Source organism: Oligoflexia bacterium, assembly GCA_035326705.1.
Taxonomy (GTDB): domain Bacteria; phylum Bdellovibrionota_G; class JALEGL01; order JALEGL01; family JALEGL01; genus JALEGL01.
Genome location: DAOLES010000007.1, coordinates 19,597 through 39,997, shown reverse-complemented (window position 1 = coordinate 39,997; position 20,401 = coordinate 19,597). Strand labels below are relative to the sequence as shown.

Below are 20,401 nucleotides of genomic sequence, written 5' to 3'. Positions count from 1 at the left end.
TTATGCCGTTTTAAATTTTATTAACCCGTACTCAATCTATTACTTATAACTTTTATACTTTATGTCTAACGATCAACAAAAAAGGCTGCTAGAACTTAGAAAATTTGCAAGCTCTCGTATATCAGCCAAACTACCTATTGCTGTTAATCATCCCATTCAAGCTAGATATCAAAGCCTTAATGTGAGTCACCACGGTATGCTTATTCAAGGAACTGAAGCTTTAAGCATGGGAGCTGTTATTAAGCTCAAAACAGCGCTCCCACCACATAAAAAAATTGTTCCTATCACTGCACGTGTTGTACGTGTAAACCATGAAAACAACCTCCACTCTATGGGTATACAGTTTTTAGAGATTGATTCACAGGCCTATATGTATTGGCTAGAGTATATTTATAAAATTGAGATGATGGATACTCAAGATTCTGATGCCTCCGCAACAAAGATGATTTTAAATGAGCGTAAAAAACAGGGCTGCAATACCAGAAAAATTTTAGTCTCTTTTGATACCCAAGAACAAGCCAAACAGTTTGTACTGGAGAAAATTCGTGATCATAAAATTTTTCTCAATATCTCAACCTTAAAAATTCCAGGCGATAACCTTATACTTGCGTTTTCTATTGTAGATCAATACAAAGACTTACAAATTAAAACTAAAATTCTCAGCAGTGATGACGCTTCATTTCAACCAGACTGGGCTGTCTTAGGCTTACCTCTACAAATCAACGAATCCGAAGACGACATCCGAATTAAACTCAATCATTTTGCAGATTAAGTATTTAGACCCTTTGTTTGACAAACCCAAGTTAATCTTATTTTTACAAAAGACTGTGTAAACTCGGTTATTCTAATAGACTTGTAACTTCATACAAAACACACTTCCACCGGACTTCATGAATTCAGAAGTATCGAGCTCTATGACTTTAAAGTTTCTTTCTTTTAAAGCAGCCACTGTTTTAGGACTTCCTTTTTGAATAAAAACACTTTTCCCTAAAACCATACTATTACAGGCAAAGTTTTGCTGAGCTTCATCTTGATCAACCTCAATAGGATCTTTAAAGTAATACTTTATTAAATCTATTCCAGCTTGGTCAAATGCTTCTGGGTAATATAAAATACTCTCTGAGTTTAATGGGCAAAAACATGTATCCAAGTGATAAAAATGCGGTTTTTGTAAATTAACTCTACATACTGGAGCATCGTATATTTTAGAAATCTCATCATATACTTCCCACTCTGTTCTAAATCCATAGCCTCCCCAAATTAAATGCTTCTGTGGATGCCATAATGCATCACCATTACCCTCAAAGTTATAGTCGGCATTGGGTAAGTTTTTCACTTGATATCCATGCTCTTCAAACCACTGCGCATAACTGCTCACTTCTTTTTTTCTTGAAGCATGCTTCATATTAGAGAGTAAAACAATTTTTTCACCTTGACTGTTTCGGCCAACAAAGGCTGGATTGGCTGCAAAAACCATATCTTCTAAGTTTTCTACTGGATCAATCTCGTAAACAACATAACCTTCATCAATTACCGCTTGTTTCATAGCGTTCCACTGGGCAAGAGCTTTGTCATGATCAACGTTTCCAATTTGTCCCTGCATATGAATATTCTTTACATCGATAATTTTAAAATATGTTGGGGGACACATAATCACATTACTTAATGGAATTTCTCGCTTTTCAGCTGTTGTTTTGTCTTCAATGTTACAAATAACTTTTTTCATTGTTTTTTCCTGCTACCATCTGTTTTTTTATTATGTCTTAAAATATGTTTGGCAACCCTTTGTCCGCTTCTTACAGCCGCTTCAATGGTACTGGGCAATTCAATATCTAGCCAATCACCACATAAATAAAGATCAGGATCATAGGTTCTTTCTTTAATATTGGTTTTGTAACGTAAATTTTTTAGTACCCATGTAGCCTTGGCTTCTTTACGAATATAATAATGTTCAACCATGTTTTTAAACTGAATATTATACAAAGCATCCAATGTTTTACATACTTCTGAAAAGATAAGACTGGGCTTCTTATCTATCCAAGTGTCTGCTGCCGATGTTATCATACTGATATATTCATCTTTTTTATCTGTGATAAATGCAGGTCGATCAAACATCCAATGCAGTGGACTGTTCCAAAAACCTACCATTTTTGCTGACTGTTTTTCATTAATGGAAAAAAATGTTTTTCTATCTTCTTGTTTTTTTAATTTTACATAAATTGTAACAATAGGAGATGCTTTTAAATTGGTGATATAGCGTAGACTATCCAAGAGTTTTTTAATGCGTGATTCTCTTGCTAAAAACAATAACTGATCTGGGGGGAGGGCCAAAACCAACTTTTTACTAAAAAAGACTTCTTGATCTGTTTCAACCTCATATATTTTTTCTCTGGTTTTATAAAACGATATCACTGCCGCACGGTTAAGAACTTTACCTTGCTTGCTTTCAATAAACTGTTTAGCTGGCAATGCTAGAACCTCACTTAAGCCTTTATTAGCCAAACCAATGCTATTGGCTTCAGGGTCTGAGCTTAAAAATGTTTTTTTTAACACCACCACAAGTTCAGCTGCACAGGCCTGATCCATGCTTTGATTTAAAGTTGCTAAGCACAATGGCTGCCAAAAACGATCCAGCAGAATTTGCGTTTGATGGAGCTCCTCCAACCATGACTTGGCAGTTTTATTTCTTAAATTTTCTATTTTTTCTTCTTTTAAGGCTTTTCCAACTTTTATCACTTTAAAACGATCAAAGAATGGAATGGCTTTAAATTGCATCATTGCCCAAAACAAACTCCAAATTGCATTACCACTTCCAATTGAAAAAACACCTTGTTTCTCCAAGCCTTTAAGAATAATTGGTTCTTTCTTTAAAAACTGAACGTCTTTGCTTGAACCTATGCGTTTTAAAAAACGTTTACTTTCTTGATAACAGCCCATAAGAATATGTTGGCCGTTATCCAAGACAGCTCCTACCCGTTTATTCAATACTGACGAACTTCTTCCACCTAAAAAAGGTGATTTTTCCAACACCAATACTGACTTACCTTTTTTGGCTAAACTGCTTGCACATGCTAAACCTGAAACACCGGCACCAACAACTATACAATCCCAAACTTTTTCATTCTTCATAACAGTCTCACCCACTTACTACCCAATCATCATTATTCATCATATTCATGTAGCAACTTATAAAAAAGTTGCTTGTAATCTTTTAACTCAACTGCTTAAAAGCTTTATTTATCAAGCCTTTGCCCGATACTGCTTCACTTGGTACGAGCAATAATGCCAAAAAGACCACATCAATACATAAATTTTTTCATAAAAACTCAGTTTAATTTTTTTTGCATAAACTTTGTAGTTTTTATCACGTATCTTTTTTAACAAACATTGATACGTTTTGCGCATAATCTGGGCAGGTAAACTTTTGACCTCATCCTCTATGCGCTCAAATAAAAATTTTTCAGATTTTTCATATTCTTCTTGCGCCCATTTGTCCATCCTTATCATCATTTTTGTCAGACCTCCCTTGACATCATCTCCGGATAAGACTTGTTCTTCATTGCAATCACTGACTTGAAGAATTTCTTTTGGAATATAGACTCTGTTGCGCCCGGCATCTTCTTTAAGATCACGCATGATATTGGTCAACTGTAAGGCTCTCCCTGTGGACAAAGCAAAATCATAATAGCGTTCACGATTCAAATCCATGATAGCTAAAATACATAAACCCACTGCACTGGCCACACTATCACAATAGTCCAAAAGCTCTTGGCAACTTTCATATCGATGTTTATGTAAGTCGCTGCGCATGCCTTTGATAATCCAAAGCAAGTCTGCTACTTTAACCTTAGGAAACATAAGTAGCATTTGTCCTATGTCTTGTTCTAACTCGCTGTAGGCAGGCACCTTTTTTAATAAAAAATCTTCCCATGCTTGTAGAGCTTTAGCTGCGCTTTGAATGTCTTGAGCTTCATCAACAATATCATCAATTTCTCTACAATAGGCATACAAGGTTTCCAAAGCCCAAAACTGCTGTGCGTTCACCACCCAAAATGCTTTGGAAAAACTGGATTTTTTTCTTTGTAATCTTGCTTGCATGGTTAGTTTTGAGTCATTTTGTTTACTCACTTATATTTTTTAGGACAACTTTTTATGTCGTCCCCATAGGCTTTTAAAAAATAATTTAACAAAAGACAATTTATTCAACTTTGGTCTATTGTTTAATGTGTTGTAGTTTTGGGCCACAATCTTATTTAAAATTTCCTGTCCACCTAGGTGCGTCAAAGACACTTCCAAAGATAAGGGAAATTGTAAGTTTTGGGCCAAACTTTGCGCTTGATCAAAATAGCTTTGTGTTTTTAAGCACACAGCCTGCATCAGGGCTTGTAAGCCATGGCTAAATTGCCAATTGATTAACTGCTCTTCGGTACAGTTATACTCTTTTAACATATTCTGCGGTAAATAAAAGCGCTGTCTTTGCGCGTCCAAACCAACATCTTGCCAAAAATTGGTCAACTGCAATGCTGTGCACAGTGCATCTGATTGTTCATACAAGGCTTCACTTTTATAGTCATGTAAAAATAACACACAGCGGCCCACTGGATTGGCTGACAATTGGGCATAGTCAATTAATTCTTTAAAACTTTGATGCCGTGGGTGTCTAACATCATATTCAAAGGCATCCAGTAAATTTTCTAACCATTTTACCGGCAGCTTACTTTCATGAATCACTGGCAGTAAGGCTTTAAAAACTGTCAATTCAGCTTGACCTTGTATACATTGATGCAGTTGTTCACGCCAAAGTTGCAAAAGCTGCAACCTTTGCCCTTCAAACTCAGGTTCATCTGCAAAATCATCGGCTGTTCTGGCAAAAGCGTAAATGGCATAAATGGCCGGTTTAAGTGATTTATGAACAAAACGTGCTACTGGAAAGTTTTCATAATGGGTTTTAGCCAATGCTTCAGCATTGATGGATTGAAGTATATTTGCCATATGATTTGTTTATGCTGTAAGCACTTGTTTTGCAAAGACTTTTGTCTAGCATTTATGCTACTTAGCGTTATTTTTGGCTTGACATTTACAAAAGACATGGTTTTTTAAAAAAATAACGCTTTGCAATAATATTGATTTTTTGCTAAAGCAGAGCCCATGAAAACACAAAGTTTGATGTTAAAATGTTTAAAGCGCATTTTTTTATTGGGGATAACGTTTAGCTTATGCAGTTGCTTAAAAGTAGATGCCCCCAATAAACCTTTGGCCGTAGAATCTTTTCAGGGGGATATGCGCATTGAGTTTGCCTTAAAAGAGCTGCATGCCGGCATCCATGGCGTTAACTTTGGTTTTTTCACCACCAATAAAGGCGGTGATCAAATGGTTATTTCACAAGTCCCCAACAATCATTTTGAAATTATCCCAGAAGATTTATTTAAAACCATGTTAGAAGTAACAGTTCAAAGTGATAATAAAGAAAGCACCTTACTGTATGATATGGCCGCGAGTTATGATTTACATGTTTTAGCAACGCCAGAAATTGTCATTGAAAAAGGGCTTATTCGCCCACCAGACTTTGCTGGCCTGCTTGGCGATGTTGAAGGCAATGTTATAACCATTACTGGTTTTGAGTCCACCAATGGCACCACCCCAAAAACTGGGTGCAATGTACGCGGGGTCATTGAACGTTCAGGTAACACCATGATGACCACTGAGCCCATTGAAATTTACTGTGATGTAGCACAACTGGTTAATTTTTTTGGTGAAGCACCATTGGCTATTTTATTCAATGAAGAAACCGGTGAAAGAATACTGGACCAAGAGAATGTCGTTTTGTGGAGAATTCAATTCCACTTCAATCAACCTTTATCGGTAACTTGACAAATGCACCTATTTTTGCAGCATAAAAGTTACCTGGCTCAAAATTTGGTCAAAAATCAGGTTTTGAGCCAAGAAAATATGGCTAAAACCCTTTATTTTATTGATCCTCAGCTTACTTTCAAAAAGTTAATTTTTATTAAAAAATAGTGTATGCTGAGCAAAAATTAGGTGGGACCATGAAACATAATCAAACTATAAAAAATATTATGACCAAAACAAAAAACCTACAGCACTTGTCAGTATTTGCACTTGTTATAAGTCTATCTGCGTGTTCACTTTCTAAGCCTGGTGATAAAGATAGATCCAGTATGCTTAATGGCGATGGAAGTTTTCAAACCATTTCCATTAAAAAGAAAGACCCTAACAACACGACTGGTACGGGTGACTCTGGTAACGATGAAGAGGATGCCGCTGCTTTGGCTTCAGCCAGTTTTTCATCCGGTGAATCTATTGCTCTAGGAACCTTTGTTAGTAAAATCGCTGAAGAATGTGGGGATAGCCCTGTTTTACATAAAATTGCCCATATCTCAGGTGACCTTGGCTTAAACTTACCTGCTGTCCGCAATTTACTAGATGATGCCCAAAAAGATAAGAAAGAAAGTGAAAAGTACAGCTTTGAAGTTCTGGCGGGTGCCATCTTCGGTGATGATTTAGGAAAAGAAATTGTTGCCGGTAAAAGCGAGCCTATTGTTCAGTGGGTTAACTATTGTCAAAAAAGTGAAGATGACCCAACCATTTACGGTTGGATTACAGATAACACCCTTGCTGCACAAAAAACTGCCTATGCCCCGCCCATGAAACCTTTATTTCAACAAGAACCATCATTGTCCCTGGCTTGGGTACAACACCATTTTATTAATACCCTCCTAGATATCAAACCAGCCCTAGCGGACACCAATGTTGATTTAAGCAGTCTAAAAGTTGCTGTCTATCCTTTGATTAATTCTAGCATCAAAGATTCACAAATTACCGCTCGATATGAAAAAACTGTTGCAGGTGATCAACTGCCTGGCAGTTTAAAGCTAAAGTTTGGTTCCTTTGCCACTGCAGTAGGTGAAGGCATTAATAAAGATACCCCTGAAAATGAAAAGATCCTTTTTACCCCAGGGCAATATATTATACCAACTGACCAAAAAACCGAACTCAATGGCATGAATGAGGTTCAATTTTCTAGTGACTCCGCTGGTGTCAGCAATATCTATATGAAAGTTAATGTATTAAGAGAAGACGGTACCCCCGATTTACAAAATTTCTTCACTTGGATCCAAAATCATCTTAATGCCATGTCTCTTCCAGAAAATGAACGTGCTGTATTACTCAATACTGGTACTAGTAGAGTTGTTGTCCCTAGCGCTGCAGACATCTCTAGTATGGCTAAAAATGCTTCTGTAGCAGACCTTGCTTCTGGAGAAAACTCTAGCGAGTCTGAAAAACCTACTGTTGTAGATAACACAAGAGATAATTCACCTGAAACAGTCAATTCTCAAGTTACTCAAAAAAATAAAGACACCTACTATACCCTGCCTTCTTGGTTACAAGGAGGTACTTCAGCCGATGTTGTATCCGTAGAAGAGCCTCCTGTTGTGGTTGTTAATAAACCTAAAGCCAGTATTGATGCTAGTTTTAATCCTTTTGATGGCACTGACCTTGAATGCCCTGAAGACTACAATTTACTTAGCTTAAATATCAGCTGTACTGATTGTTTGGGCCCAGATTTGGTTGCTTTTGAGTGGAGCCCAGAGCAACTGCGGGCAAAAAATCAGACCTTAGAAAACAACGATTATTATAGATTGCTCGATAAAACCTTTGGCGATAACAGCGCCAAAACTTTATTGGAGTCTAAAGCTGGCGCTCAACATACCCTCAACTTATGCTTCAATGATGAAAACTACAAAGGCAGTTTTACCGATCAAAATTTTCAAGAGACTGCTTCTGCAGCTCTCATGTTTTTTGAAAACAATGAAGAACAAACAATTGTTGTTGAGGATCATGCGGGGCAGAAACACATGGTTATTGAGGTTGGGTATAAAGCGTATTATACTGCTTTTCCAGAAGTCGTTACCAACCTTACAACCATTACTGGTCAAACATTGTTGGGCACCCTTGATCAACACACTTTGTTTTTTCTACCCAACGCTGAAGGTACTCACTACAGTTACACCGCCAACCCTGACATGGGTCCACAAATTCCTATTGACCAAAAAAAATATGCCCGAGCGCAAAAAGTTCTCAAGTTCATGATTCCTCTGAATGACTTGGCAAACCTTCATGCTGAGATTGATGGTAGCGTCCAGGTAAAAATTGGAGCAAAAAATGTTGCCCATAGAAGCTATCCACCGTCACCTCTTTTATCCGCCTTTGACAAACTTGATTACCTTATCACTGGAGACATGTCCGTTGCTTCAGTACGTTATGCCCGGCATGACATTGATATTTTTAAATCTTTGGGCGCTAAGATTATTGCCTCAGTTGAACCTGTTGTCAAAGACAATGCCGTAGATAACAGTATTGATATAGCAAATCTTGAAGCTAATATGCGTCGAGGCTCTGAAGAAGTAGAAACCGATCATCCGGGTGACTACTTTAGACAGAGCCCATCAATCGATGATGCTGTGCTTGCACAAGCAAAAAAGGAAAATCCTTTGTACGGTACTACTGTGATTCGCAAGAGCAGTATGATTGAGCTATGTAACAATTATGCCTATCGTTTTGGTGTTAGTTTAAAAGGAAGATACACTTTGGTGGATGGTTTTGAAAAAACTCAGCAAAAGTTGGTTGATTTATCACAAACTGTTCCCAACGTAGGACAACTGTTAAACAGATTGGTTATAGATCCTATTAGAAATATAGCCAATAACACCAAACGCACGCTATGGAATGTTTATATTTGTTCTAATACCTTGGACACAGGTATCTTATCAAAAAATGATTATGTGGCTTTTTTAGACACTTTACCATCAGCCAAAGATGATATTGCTGGCGTATTTAAAATATCAAACCCTCACTCAAACATTGTCATTGAAAGCAACGCTAAAAAAAATGCGCTTTTAGTAGGTTTAGACATTGTTTCTTTTGATGTACATGACGGGGAGAGAGTTGGGAGTTATTTAGACTTGCCTGGTATTGTTGTAGCAACGATTAAAAATAAACCTCCAACCCGTATCAACTTTCAATTTACCGGTGAATTTAGTTTAGATCATAGAGATATCACCGCCGCCAGCAAACCTATTAATAATGACCGTTTTCACTTTGCAGACACAGTGCGCCGCTTGCGGTTTGAGCCTTCACTTGATCCTATCACCAATACTTTTGAAGTGGTTACAGAAGTAAGGGATACTCAGCCGGCAGTGGTCATTAAAGACCCTGTGATACTCCATAAAAACAGTCTCCATTATCAAGGAGACCAAACTTTTCCAGGTACTGGTATAGACATTAACAAATCTTTTGATGGCTATCTTCAAACCTACGGTGAGTTTAATGCGTTTCAGTTTGGTTTCTGGTTAGAAGGTTAAAACATTTTTTCTCAGCTGATAACCCTTAAAGTTATCATATAATTATTGATAATAAGCCGGCATATTTTAAAAAAATAGTGCTGGCTTTGCATCATGTCTTAATTGTTATTGATAACAATGGTTCCGCCAGAACCTCCGCCCAACTCTTGAGCTGCAAAAATACTCCCAACTAAAATTCCTGCTGCTACGGGATACACCCACCATTGCTTGTACCATTTTTTATTTGGCCCAATGTTTTTATTTGCTTCTGGGGCTGGTCCATAGTCTGCTACATTGAGTTGCAAGTTAGGCTTTGTTCCTAAAATCATATTTTTCAACGTCCCAACCATCTCATCAACCGCTCCAGGATAATCACCCAAACCCTTTTCTACATTAAACATCACCACCTGAGAAAAAGTCTTTTTATTAATATTGTACAGTTGCCCCATCAGACGATAATTGATATTTTTTTCTAAGCTGCTAAGCAAAATATAGTCTGCACCTTGTTTCTTTGCTTCTTCAATCAACATCTTGGTGTCTTCTGAGTTTTGCTCATCTCCTTCTCTGGTTCTAAACATACGAGACCATTGTTTTTCATCAACATTTACTTTATTTTGACCTTCTACGGTTTGACTTGCTCGTCTAATTTTTTCCAACTTATACCAAGGCTCAAAACCCGGTTTTTCAACAAGAAAAAAATAGTCTCCTGCATACAGCTTCATGCTAACCGGTGTTTTTCCCATCAAACGACCATTAACATAAACATTCATATTATCCTGACTTGCTGTTACGGTCACTTCGCTGATTGTTTTTGCTTTTACTTCACTTCTAGCGGTCTCAAATACTGGAATAACAGCTGGGGAATATTGGGTGGCATTCATTTCAAAATTTGGATCTAAGTAAGCAACTTTTTTAAATTCATTGTAAGCATCTTTTTCTTTTTGAATGGCCAACCAGGTCATTCCTAAATACAAATGTGCTTCAAGTAAATCTTTATTGCTTCTTAAGTATTGTAAGTTTTCAATAAATAATTTTTTACTTAAAGAAAGACTGTCTCTTGCTTTTGAAAAATTGAGCTCATGATACATACGCTTGCCAACAGTCAAAAGCTTTGTGGCACGTTGTAAATCTTGATTGTTTATTGTTTCTTCCGTACTTTCATCAACAAAATTACTTTTAAAACTGTTAACTTTGCTTAACGATACCATTCTAAAAAATTTTTCATTCTCAACACTGGTCAACAATTCTCTATTTAAATCTTCTCTAGAAAACCTGCGGTCGCCATCATCTACAATATGCAAAGCCCCAACATAAATATTTCTGTAACTTTGCCCATAAGCAGTTACAAGCTGTAAAAAACACAAGGCTACGGCTATGACCAATGATGTTTTAACCGTAATTTTTTTTATTTTTTTCTTCATTTAAATACAACTCTCTTTTATCAGTTGGCTCCAAAACTCTGCTGATAGTAGTTTACAATATGATCTATCTGTTTGACTTCAAAGGCAGACGTTTGTTTTTGCAGGTGATGATCAAAAAAGCTGATATAAACTTTTTGTTGATCAAAATTTAACAATGCAAACTTAGCAATATTGTATCGCATTGCCAGCTCTGACAAAACTTTTTTTGTCTCTGTATCAAAATACAATTGATCTCCCTGTTTATCCCAATCAATTTTAAAGGTATTTGCAGTGTTTTGATCACTTTTTATAGGTTGCTTTAAAGACAATACATTGGAACCCGGCTGTAATTGAACTTGAGCAGAATACAAAGGCAAACCACTTTGATCTGAACTGTAAATATAATAACTGCCTTGAAAAAGTTTTATTTTTGCTAAATCTTGTACAGGATAAGCCTGTCCATTGATCCAAATTTTAGTCACTGGTTTATACGATACAAAGTTAATTGTAGCTGGCGCAGATTGATTCATCATCTTGAGTGTTTTTTTATACAAGTCTTGTACTTTAGGAGAGTATTTCTTTTTTGAAAGTTCTTTGGTGTGTTGATTCCCATCATCAACCCCATATTTGATATAATTATAAGATAACATGGACTGTTGGGCTTTGGTTTTCTCACCCAACTCTAATTGCGTCAAAGCCAAATAAAAAAATGCTGCCATCAATCCAGAAACCGTTTCTTGGGTATACAAATGGTCTTTCTCATAATTTTCAATCACCGTTTGCAACTTTTCACTGGCTTTTTTGTATTCTAGTGCATAATAATGTTTTTTTGCCTGACTCAATTGCTCATGCATCATTTGAATGTTCTGTTGTTTACGCTCAACCTTCCTTGGTTTATCTAAATCAGCCAAGGTCAAAGCTTCAAGTTGAGGATGTTTAGATAGGGCTTGAGCAATATTATGTCTTATTGAAATTGCTTGTGCACCCTTAAGCCCCAAAACTAACACTCTTTCTTGTTGTGCTGATACCCGCATGGGATGAAAAAAAAACAAGAACCCCATAAAAAAGGGTGTTAAAGTCCAATATTTTTTTATATCTAAAAGCATTGATTTTCTATACATTCCAGCTCATCTTGTTATTCTCTGGTGATTATTGTATTTTAACATTGTTTTTGATTTTATAAAGACCAAAATATAATTAGTGCCTCATATGATTGATTTATCCATAGTCTACCCAGCATATAATGAAGAAGACAATCTGCCCACCTTACTCAATTCTACCATGCAAGTTCTTCAAGACAGCAATATTAACTTTGAATTGATTATCGTTAATGATGGTAGCACTGATAAAACGCAAAATATTCTTAATCGTTTTAAAGAAACCTACCCAAAAATTATTCGTATTATTGAACATGATCATAACCTTGGTTATGGTCAAAGTTTAAAAGATGGATTTTTAGCAGCAAATGGCCAATATGTTTTTTACACCGACTCGGATTTACAATTTGATTTGAATGAAATTAAAAAGTTTTACGCTTTAAAACATGAGAAAACCCTTGTCATTGGTTACAGAATAGATCGGCAAGATGCGCCTTTGCGTATTTTTATGGCCAAAGGCTATCGCTTTTTAATCAATTTATTATTTAACTTGGGCGTTAAAGATATTGACTGTGCCTTTAAATTATTTCCCAAAACCTTATTCCAAGACATAAGCATTGACTCAAAAAAATTTCTGATAGATGCTGAAATTTTAATCAAAGCCAAAAAACAAGGATATGCCATTCATGAACTGGGCGTTAAACATTATGCCCGTCAACATGGCCAAAGCACGGTTAAGTGGTTTCATATTCTGCTCACTTTAAAAGAAATGTTCAGGCTAAAGCTCACACTTTAAGCTTTTATTTATACTGAAATAGGTTTCTGAGCCCCTTTAAGCCACCTATAAAATGTTTATCTATATACTCTGCATAGTAAGCACTTAAAAAATATGGTATGATGCACTATATGACACGTAGCGTTTTATATTTAAGCCTTGCTTTTAGTTTGCTATTGAGTTCTTGTGGGAACAGCGGCGATAATATACAAGTCAATGTGCTGATTCCTTCTGGAGAAGAAGCCATTAAAACAGACATCCAAACTGCCATGCAAAACGAGGGGCATAGAGGAGTTTATTTTGTGGTTCAAGAATTAAGCAACCCTGTCTCTTATCCTTACGTTCCAGTGCAAGGTGGAGATGAGTTACAATACCCAAATAGTGCGACTGGTTTAGATCCTACCAAAGCCAAGTTTACCATTAAAAGTGGGCAATTGGATCAAAGTAAACCTTATATTATTAAAATGCGTGCAATGAATAGCAATAATCAACCTACTCACGAAGGTATAGCTGACTGTTACATTGATTTTTCTGATCCAAATAGAAATGTTATTAATATTTGCTTTAAAGCCCTTGCAAGCACAGGTAATTGTACTAGCAAAGGATTTCAAAGTTTTGCTCAGTGTCAATAGACATAAAATAATACTAAATTTATTTCTAATCTTTGTTACGTGCTTTATAAATAACCACATCTTTATTATCAAAAACAACGGGAAACTTGCTTAACAAATACAGTAATTCAGGGCTGTAATCTTTACGCTCAAGATTACCCACAATAATCCAGTCCACTTGGTATTGTTCAATAAACTCTTGAACACTGGTCATGCTGGGGTTTTCATTGATTTTTTTAAAGTGCTGTAAGCGATCATTGGCCAGATAAAACCCGCCGTCGCGCCAAATTTGCTCATGCCCAACCCAACCTAAAACCGAGGGTCTGCCACTGAATGTTGCCATGCGGGCATATTCTGAAAAACCACCCCCTGGCATTTCCCAAATGATATCTTGAACATCCGTATTCTTTTTTAACCAGGCAATGGCTTGCTTGTGCCCCGGAAAAACAATACTCCAATGGCGCATACCGTCCAATGAGTTTACTTTGCGTTGTCCATCTCGCATGCGTTGTGATGTGGCGTGTATTGGATAATATAGACTTAGTGCCACACAAAAACTTAACATACCTTTTGCCCAAGTCTTTTTTAAAACATGCTCATAACTTAACAACATGGGTAAAGATAGTGCCATACCCCACCAAGCCAAGTAATAAAATTTAAATACGGTATTCATGCGATAAAATTTTGGCCCATAGGTTACGTCAACCGTAATAAACTCACAGCCAGCAATGGTTAATAAACTTAAAAGCAAAACACCCACTGGCCAGCTATTTTTTAATTCTCTGAGATACCCAAGCAGTACAAACAATGCAATGAGCAACAGCATAAACATGGGTGTTGCCCCCAATAAAAAATAACTGATACTCAAAACCACAATACTTAAAAAAACAATCAAACTTATTTTGCGCCTGTTGTTTTTGACATAAACCATAAAATTTTTATTGATAAAACGCTGCACATAAATAAGCATCAACATGAAAAACATGGGTCCCCAATGTAATAAGAAACTCAGCAATGGGCTGCGCATGCTTTTTTTAACATAAAATAAACCAATGGTGTTTTTAGGGGGATGATAGTGCAACCAAAAGGGTGCAAAATAAAGACAAGCTAAGCTCAACATCAATATCAAATATTTTGGATAAGACCAAAAACACCAAACGCATAATAAAATCATAAAAGGTAAATGCCATGAGTTCATCATGTAGTGCATACCCATAACAATAGGCAAGACTAAAAATAAATACTGTTTTGAAACTTCCAGTTTTTGCTCAAATTTTTCTCGCAAACGCAGCATCAACATCAAACTGATGGTAACAAATGCAACGCTAACATAATGCGCATGCATATCGCCTAACAAAAAAGAGAAATATGGGAACTCAGTAATGGTATTGGGTATGGCTCGTGAAGAATCCCACCACCAAAAAATTTTTCCATAATTTATTTTTTTAACAAGCCAGGCCAACCACTCCCAATTGCCTGCAAAAAAAATTAAAAATGCCCCTAAAATAGCCATACCTTTTTTAGCCCGTACTTGCCGCAAAAAAGCATAGCCTGTACTGACTAAAATTGCTGGTATCGTACAGGTAATAATATTAACCACCCACTCCGCCGGGATTCCAGTGATTCGAACAATTGGCACAAACAGTAAATGCGAAAAATAATAATAATTTAAAGGATGTCCTGACAACCACCGATCCACAGGTGGAAACTTTACATCTAAAAGTACCGCCTGAAAAATTGCCATATCTGAATATTTTTCTCCTGAGTCCATATCTGGTACATGTTGACGGACAAACAGAGTAAATAGTAATGTTCCCCAAAATAAGCCTTGTTCAAATTTATGCTCAATAAAATAGTTTTTGCAGTTCTGTAAAATGGGGTTATTTGGCTTTTGTAAAAGCAAAACCATGCTGACCGCTAAAGCCACCCATACTTGAATATTTCCTTTATACAGGGGTAAAAAAGAGCCCATGATCCAATAGAAAAAAGCCCATATTGCCAAAAACAAAGGCATGCCTAAGGCAGCCCTGTATTGGCTTAGGTATTCTTGTTTGATGGATACATATACAAGCAACCGTATGAGAAAAAGCGCTAAAAACCACTGCAATACATAGGCATAAAACATTGTATTTTTTCCTAGCGTTCAACCAAATCAAGACATTTTAAAATCAAACACACGTAATTAACCAAAAATTAATTAGGCGTAATGGTCAATGTATTTTTGTCTGGACCTGCTAAAACTTGATCGTACAAAATGTATCCGCCGCCTATGGCAGCCGCTGCACCCACGCCATACCAAAGCCACTTGTTTTTCATCCAAGCTGGCGTGCCTTTTTTTTCTTTAGATGCAACTTTTTCTTTGCCCTGAGCTTGCTTATCAAAATAGTTGTTAGTGATTTTTTTCTCAAAATCTTGAGCTTGATCATAAGCTACAGGTGAGCTACCCGCTGTTCTGATATCCGCCACCACCAGACCTTGTGTAGTAATTTGATTACTGATCTTACGGGCAAAACTTTTTGCAGCCTTATCCATACGATCCAAAGTGGTTTCAACTGTTTGTATCTTGGAAAACTCTCTTGAACGGGCGTCGTAAACTTGTCCTAACAAAAGGTATGAATCATCTTTATTTGGAATGGCTTCAATACTACCTAAAACCAGCATTTTAGCGGACAACTCTTTAGAAATATTCCCTAAATCATCCAATGCAATCAAGTTGTTGCGTCTTTGTAAAGAATATGGGGATAGAGGTTGCCACTCTTCTAAGGTAATTTTTATAAAATTAGGTTTTGAACGAATTTGCACCGGTTTAGCAACCTGTCTATAACCTTTTCTTTCAACCACCACAAAATGTTCTCCCACAGGCAATTGTGTAGAAAAGGGTCCATCTGACTTTTGCAACAAGCCATTGAGATAAATCTTTGCATCTGCTGGTTCAACTTCAATATTGAGTTGCCCTGAAGGCCCTTTTAAAACTTTTTGCGTTAAGGCTTTATGCAACTCTATCACTCTTGGTGGAAATTCACGTTTTGATAAAACTCTGCTGTCACGTTTGGGATCCAAAATAATCATTTCACGAATATACTGCTGACCTTCTTTTTCTTTACCCAAAACAATCAATGACATGCCCAAATAAAGGTGTGAAACCAATAGATATCTGTTATCTTTCAAAGCGCCAACACCTTCACGATAAGCATTAACTGAACGGTTAAATTGACGTATGGCCTGATCTAGAACCAGTTTATCGTATAATTTTTTGCCTTCAATAAAGTACTTTCTGGCCAGCCTAATCTTATTTTTAGAGTTTTTAGCTTCTTCTCGCCATAAATCTGATACATAATTGTGGGTGACCACTTCTGGAATCAATGAAACATTGCGCTGACCGGATAATTTTTTTGAAACCTCATTGCGTACTATTTTTTCAAAACTGTAATTATCTGTTCTTAAGCCCACAACCGCTGTTTGAGTGGGCCCGTTTGAAGCTGCCATGGCAAGGCTGGTCAGTAAAAAAATAATCCCTAAACTTAGTTTTTTCATTCTTTTTGGCTGTCTTTCCATAAAATTATGTCTATGTTATCAAAAACACGGATCTTTAATGCATTTCCATTTAACTTTAATACTTAAAAGTATACTACAATCATCTTATTTTTTCACCAATCATGCAAATTTTAAATATTTATCGATTAGACTCAAACTTAATTTTACGCAGTTATGACAATGAACCTAGCAATTTAGCTACCTTAATAGTAAAATAAACATTAAGGTTATTGTGATTGACAAAATAAACATAGGCATTTTTATTGATATACTCATATTCACTGCAATTGCAGGGGCAATATTTTTTATTGTTTTGTATATTTTGCCTGATGAAAAACAGGCCGCCATTAGAAGACGCCTTGGCGTTGTTGAAAAAAACGCTATGCCACAAAACACCCCGCTTTTGAAATACCTCTATCCATTCTACAGTGCCTTATCACCCTTGCTCTATCTTAGCCATCATTCTTCCATTGCTAAATTATGGAGTCATTATTTACAAAAAGAAAAAAAACGTCTTGAGCCTATGCTTATTACCGCCAATATTAGAAATGAAATTTCGCCAGATGAATTTATTGCCATGCGCTTTGTACTGATTATATTAACGCCTTTAATCATTGCCATGCTTTTTGTAGGCTTGAACAGTGAAAACAATCTCTTTATTCTTATGTTAGCCAGTATTTTGGGTTTTTACTTTCCGGATATTTGGCTTAAGCAGATCATCGATATTCGTAAAAAGAGCTTACTCAAACATTTACCCACAACCATTGATTTATTAACTCTGTCTGTAGAATCCGGCTTAGACTTTATGGATGCTATTGCTCGCTTGACTCGAAAAACCCAAAGCAATCCGCTAACCGTAGAGCTCCAATCCATGCTCAGAGAAATAAGACTAGGCGCAACCCGATCTGAAGCGCTGAGAAAAATGAGTGCAAAATTACAATTGGAAGAACTCACCTCTTTAACAACCCTCTTGATTCAAACCGATCAACTGGGCGCCTCAATTGGTGATGTGTTACGTGCTCAATCTGATCAACTGCGTAGCAAACGCTTTCAACTGGCTGAAGTGGCTGGTGCAAAAGCTTCACAAATGATTTTATTGCCTCTGGTTTTTTGCATTTTGCCAGCCGCCATTTGTATTCTTTTGGGTCCAGCCGTACTTAATTTTTTAAGAGGTGGTTTTTTATAATGCTATTTTATGTACATAAAAACCACAACACTGCTTTACCCATGTTAAGCCATGTAACCAAAGCAAGTTCTTTAAAAGATAGAATGATTGGTTTATTGAGGCATAAATACCTAGACGCTGATCATGCTTTATGGATTGTGCCTTGCAACTCCATTCAAACTTTTTTTATGCGCTTTAGCATTGACGTTGTATTTTTAAATAAACACAATACAATCGTGCGTTTGTATAAAAACCTAAAACCTTTTCGCTTAACCCGTATTGTTTCCAATGCTCACTCTGTCTTAGAAATGTCGCAAGGATGCATTGACAAACACCAACTCAATCTTGGCGACCAACTTTTATTTGTGGAGAAGTCTCTGTGAATCATTTTATTCGTATTATTTCACAGGAAGGGACTCAAGATGTTCCATTATCAGAGGGCAAGCTTACGCTTGGTCGCGGAGAACATGCTGATATTCAAATTGTTTCACAGCAAATCTCTCGTATTCATGCTGAATTGGTGGTCACAGAGCAACAAGTCACTGTTTTAGACAAAGGCAGTGCCAATGGCACCGCCGTCAATGGTCGCTTCATCACCACCTGTAATATTCAAAATGGCGATCAAATTTTATTGGGTGACATTGTGATTCAATATCATAATTTAGACCAAAAGCCGCAAGAAGCCATTAGACCGATATCCCAAGACTCAAAAACTAAAGTCTTGGCCGCCACCAAAGTCATTGCTGATAAAATTAGACCTCGATCTTTATTTCCCTTTTTTTTACTTTGCTTAAGCTTTGGTTTTTTATTGTACTTTGTTATTGCCAGCACCAGTTATCAAACTTTAATCAAACAAAACTTTAAACAAAACACATTGGATCGAGCTTATGTCTTGGTACAGCTTTTAGCTGAAAGGAATAAAAACTTTTTATTAGAAAAAGATGATGAACTTTTAATTGATACCCAAACCATCAAAGAAGAAGCTCTGGTTTTGGAAGCTTTTATTATTGATAAAAATAAAAAAGTTTTGGCTCCAATCAATTACAGAAATCGCCTTGATAAAGATACGCTTGTAGAAGAAGCTTTGTCACAAAATTCCAATAAAAAATTGTTACCTCGTATCAATGAAAAACAAAAATTGATTACCGTTGCCCACCCTATCCGTGTTTTTAATAAAAATGCCGGTCAGTTTGAAAATTTAGGTGTTGCCAAGCTGATGGTTTCTATGCAAACCAGCGAAAACCTTAATACACAAATGACAAAAAATAAAAGTATCTTATTGTTATTATCGCTCGTTTTCTCTTTGCTATTAACCTTTTTACTCAGTAAAGTTTTTTCCAGCCCTATCACCAAGTTAGCAGAATACATCCACAAATGGCGCTCTGGAGAAACTTATGGTAAAGAAGAAACGCCATTCAAAGAGTGGGAACCTTTGTATGAAGCTGTAGATCAAGCGATGGAAGAAAAAAGGTAGACCCTAAACTATGTACAATGATTCTTGTTGGCACCTTATTGGAAAAAGTGGTGCTTTAAAAAACAAAAAAATTACTCTGATCGGACCAGAAATCATCATTGGCCGTACAGATGAAAATGATATTGTTATTCCAGAACATGCTGTTTCACGCAATCATGCTAAACTTGAATTTAAAGATAATAGTCTCTGGCTAACTGATCTTAAAAGTAAAAATGGTACTTATATCAATCAGCAAAAAATCAGCACTCAACGCGTAAAAGAACAAGATGTTTTTCAAATTGGTGAAGCCAAGGCACTTTTTAAACTAACGCTTCTGGAGTCTGCTCAACAGCAAGCTTCTTTTAAGCAAAAAATAAACTCTTGGCTTAAACAAAAAAACAATCGCTTGTTGACTTCTGCCATCTTTTTCACTGTTCCCATCTTGTTACAACTTGTTTTTTTTCATCCACGTTGGCCAGAAAAACCGCCTCAAAATAATACTCCTGTAAATGAAATGCTTGCTAACAGCACGCCAGACATTATCTCCACTGAAATACCCCCAACTCAGTCAGTAGAAAACGCTGCTGATCGCTTCACCCCTACTGAAATCCCTTCCCAAGAAACTCCAAGTGTTTCAGCAAGTTCTTCTCCTGAAGAAGCATCACAAGACTTGGATATTAACAACTTAAAACAAGACTTAACCAGTGCCTTAAGTTTAGAAGATTATCCCGCCGCCCATAAAATATTAAAAGAAATGACTCAATTAGAACCATCTCAGTACAATATGGATCAATTGGCTTTTGTTGAAAAAACTTTAAAAAATAAAATTGCTCAATATGAAGAAAATGCATTACGAGAATACGAAAAGCTAAACTATGACAAAGCCATTACAGAATGGCAAAAAGCTTTATCTCTGGCTAAAAACCTAGATGAAGATTTAAGTCGAAAAATTCAAAGCCAAATTAAGGAAGCACAAGATAAATTTACAGGGAAATAGTTTGAAC

17 protein-coding genes are annotated in these 20,401 nt (G+C 36.5%); 9 read left to right on the top strand and 8 right to left on the bottom strand.

Translation table 11 applies throughout. From position 1 onward, the window contains the following. Positions 1-61 precede the first annotated feature (61 nt). Positions 62-772: a PilZ domain-containing protein gene (locus PKC21_09270; GenBank protein HMR25528.1), complete on the top strand. Its 711-nt coding sequence runs from the start codon at positions 62-64 to the stop codon at positions 770-772. Positions 773-844: 72 nt separating this feature from the next. Here the strand turns inward: PKC21_09270 and PKC21_09265 are convergent, their stop codons facing one another. The 4 genes from PKC21_09265 to hpnC all read right to left on the bottom strand — a co-directional run bounded on the left by PKC21_09265 (position 845) and on the right by hpnC (position 4,992). Continuing rightward, the gene (locus PKC21_09265) at positions 845-1,726 is read right to left on the bottom strand and encodes an arginine deiminase-related protein (protein HMR25527.1); all 882 of its coding nucleotides are present in this window, start codon (positions 1,724-1,726) and stop codon (positions 845-847) included. Then, a complete protein-coding gene (gene hpnE, locus PKC21_09260; GenBank protein HMR25526.1) occupies positions 1,723-3,129 on the bottom strand; it encodes a hydroxysqualene dehydroxylase HpnE in 1,407 nt (468 codons plus the stop codon). The genes PKC21_09265 and hpnE overlap by 4 nt, the downstream gene beginning before the upstream one ends. A gap of 111 nt (positions 3,130-3,240) precedes the next feature. Beyond that, on the bottom strand, positions 3,241-4,128 hold the full coding sequence (locus PKC21_09255; GenBank protein HMR25525.1) for a squalene/phytoene synthase family protein: 888 nt from the start codon (positions 4,126-4,128) through the stop codon (positions 3,241-3,243). A gap of 9 nt (positions 4,129-4,137) precedes the next feature. Next, entirely contained in the window at positions 4,138-4,992 is an 855-nt protein-coding gene (gene hpnC / locus PKC21_09250) for a squalene synthase HpnC (GenBank protein HMR25524.1), read from the bottom strand. A 156-nt stretch (positions 4,993-5,148) separates the two neighbouring features. Here hpnC and PKC21_09245 point away from each other — a divergent pair, with 156 nt between their 5' ends. Beyond that, on the top strand, positions 5,149-5,871 hold the full coding sequence (locus PKC21_09245; protein ID HMR25523.1) for a hypothetical protein: 723 nt from the start codon (positions 5,149-5,151) through the stop codon (positions 5,869-5,871). A 176-nt stretch (positions 5,872-6,047) separates the two neighbouring features. Continuing rightward, the gene (locus PKC21_09240; GenBank protein HMR25522.1) at positions 6,048-9,383 is read left to right on the top strand and encodes a hypothetical protein; all 3,336 of its coding nucleotides are present in this window, start codon (positions 6,048-6,050) and stop codon (positions 9,381-9,383) included. 98 nt (positions 9,384-9,481) lie between these two features. Here the strand turns inward: PKC21_09240 and PKC21_09235 are convergent, their stop codons facing one another. Beyond that, complete coding sequence (locus PKC21_09235; GenBank protein ID HMR25521.1) at positions 9,482-10,783, bottom strand: PEGA domain-containing protein; 1,302 nt, start codon at positions 10,781-10,783, stop codon at positions 9,482-9,484. Positions 10,784-10,803: 20 nt separating this feature from the next. After that, complete coding sequence (locus PKC21_09230) at positions 10,804-11,868, bottom strand: hypothetical protein (protein ID HMR25520.1); 1,065 nt, start codon at positions 11,866-11,868, stop codon at positions 10,804-10,806. A gap of 103 nt (positions 11,869-11,971) precedes the next feature. Here PKC21_09230 and PKC21_09225 point away from each other — a divergent pair, with 103 nt between their 5' ends. After that, positions 11,972-12,655: a glycosyltransferase family 2 protein gene (locus PKC21_09225; protein HMR25519.1), complete on the top strand. Its 684-nt coding sequence runs from the start codon at positions 11,972-11,974 to the stop codon at positions 12,653-12,655. A 110-nt stretch (positions 12,656-12,765) separates the two neighbouring features. Then, positions 12,766-13,266: a hypothetical protein gene (locus PKC21_09220; GenBank protein HMR25518.1), complete on the top strand. Its 501-nt coding sequence runs from the start codon at positions 12,766-12,768 to the stop codon at positions 13,264-13,266. Positions 13,267-13,291: 25 nt separating this feature from the next. Here the strand turns inward: PKC21_09220 and PKC21_09215 are convergent, their stop codons facing one another. Together PKC21_09215 and PKC21_09210 are read right to left on the bottom strand one after the other, a co-directional pair. After that, entirely contained in the window at positions 13,292-15,370 is a 2,079-nt protein-coding gene (locus PKC21_09215; GenBank protein ID HMR25517.1) for a DUF2298 domain-containing protein, read from the bottom strand. 68 nt (positions 15,371-15,438) lie between these two features. After that, positions 15,439-16,800, bottom strand: coding sequence for a PEGA domain-containing protein (locus PKC21_09210; protein ID HMR25516.1), 1,362 nt, complete (start codon positions 16,798-16,800; stop codon positions 15,439-15,441). Positions 16,801-17,011: 211 nt separating this feature from the next. Here PKC21_09210 and PKC21_09205 point away from each other — a divergent pair, with 211 nt between their 5' ends. Genes PKC21_09205 through PKC21_09190 form a run of 4 tightly spaced genes read left to right on the top strand, consistent with a single transcriptional unit; the run spans position 17,012 to position 20,394 of the window. Continuing rightward, on the top strand, positions 17,012-17,965 hold the full coding sequence (locus PKC21_09205; GenBank protein HMR25515.1) for a type II secretion system F family protein: 954 nt from the start codon (positions 17,012-17,014) through the stop codon (positions 17,963-17,965). Next, positions 17,965-18,327, top strand: coding sequence for a DUF192 domain-containing protein (locus PKC21_09200; protein HMR25514.1), 363 nt, complete (start codon positions 17,965-17,967; stop codon positions 18,325-18,327). The genes PKC21_09205 and PKC21_09200 overlap by 1 nt, the downstream gene beginning before the upstream one ends. Next, positions 18,324-19,418 (top strand): FHA domain-containing protein, encoded by a 1,095-nt coding sequence (locus PKC21_09195; GenBank protein HMR25513.1) that lies wholly within the window; start codon positions 18,324-18,326, stop codon positions 19,416-19,418. The genes PKC21_09200 and PKC21_09195 overlap by 4 nt, the downstream gene beginning before the upstream one ends. A gap of 10 nt (positions 19,419-19,428) precedes the next feature. Continuing rightward, on the top strand, positions 19,429-20,394 hold the full coding sequence (locus tag PKC21_09190; protein HMR25512.1) for an FHA domain-containing protein: 966 nt from the start codon (positions 19,429-19,431) through the stop codon (positions 20,392-20,394). Positions 20,395-20,401 lie beyond the last annotated feature (7 nt).

Excerpts from the sequence above, each read along its gene's own strand:
- PKC21_09190 (HMR25512.1), top strand. The coding sequence starts at position 19,429 with ATGTACAATGATTCTTGTTGGCACCTTATTGGAAAAAGTGGTGCTTTA.
- PKC21_09225 (HMR25519.1), top strand. The coding sequence starts at position 11,972 with ATGATTGATTTATCCATAGTCTACCCAGCATATAATGAAGAAGACAAT.
- PKC21_09245 (HMR25523.1), top strand. The coding sequence starts at position 5,149 with ATGAAAACACAAAGTTTGATGTTAAAATGTTTAAAGCGCATTTTTTTA.
- PKC21_09200 (HMR25514.1), top strand. The coding sequence starts at position 17,965 with ATGCTATTTTATGTACATAAAAACCACAACACTGCTTTACCCATGTTA.
- PKC21_09230 (HMR25520.1), bottom strand. The coding sequence starts at position 11,868 with ATGCTTTTAGATATAAAAAAATATTGGACTTTAACACCCTTTTTTATG.
- hpnC (HMR25524.1), bottom strand. The coding sequence starts at position 4,992 with ATGGCAAATATACTTCAATCCATCAATGCTGAAGCATTGGCTAAAACC.
- hpnE (HMR25526.1), bottom strand. The coding sequence starts at position 3,129 with ATGAAGAATGAAAAAGTTTGGGATTGTATAGTTGTTGGTGCCGGTGTT.
- PKC21_09210 (HMR25516.1), bottom strand. The coding sequence starts at position 16,800 with ATGGAAAGACAGCCAAAAAGAATGAAAAAACTAAGTTTAGGGATTATT.
- PKC21_09220 (HMR25518.1), top strand. The coding sequence starts at position 12,766 with ATGACACGTAGCGTTTTATATTTAAGCCTTGCTTTTAGTTTGCTATTG.
- PKC21_09270 (HMR25528.1), top strand. The coding sequence starts at position 62 with ATGTCTAACGATCAACAAAAAAGGCTGCTAGAACTTAGAAAATTTGCA.
- PKC21_09265 (HMR25527.1), bottom strand. The coding sequence starts at position 1,726 with ATGAAAAAAGTTATTTGTAACATTGAAGACAAAACAACAGCTGAAAAG.
- PKC21_09215 (HMR25517.1), bottom strand. The coding sequence starts at position 15,370 with ATGTTTTATGCCTATGTATTGCAGTGGTTTTTAGCGCTTTTTCTCATA.
- PKC21_09235 (HMR25521.1), bottom strand. The coding sequence starts at position 10,783 with ATGAAGAAAAAAATAAAAAAAATTACGGTTAAAACATCATTGGTCATA.
- PKC21_09240 (HMR25522.1), top strand. The coding sequence starts at position 6,048 with ATGAAACATAATCAAACTATAAAAAATATTATGACCAAAACAAAAAAC.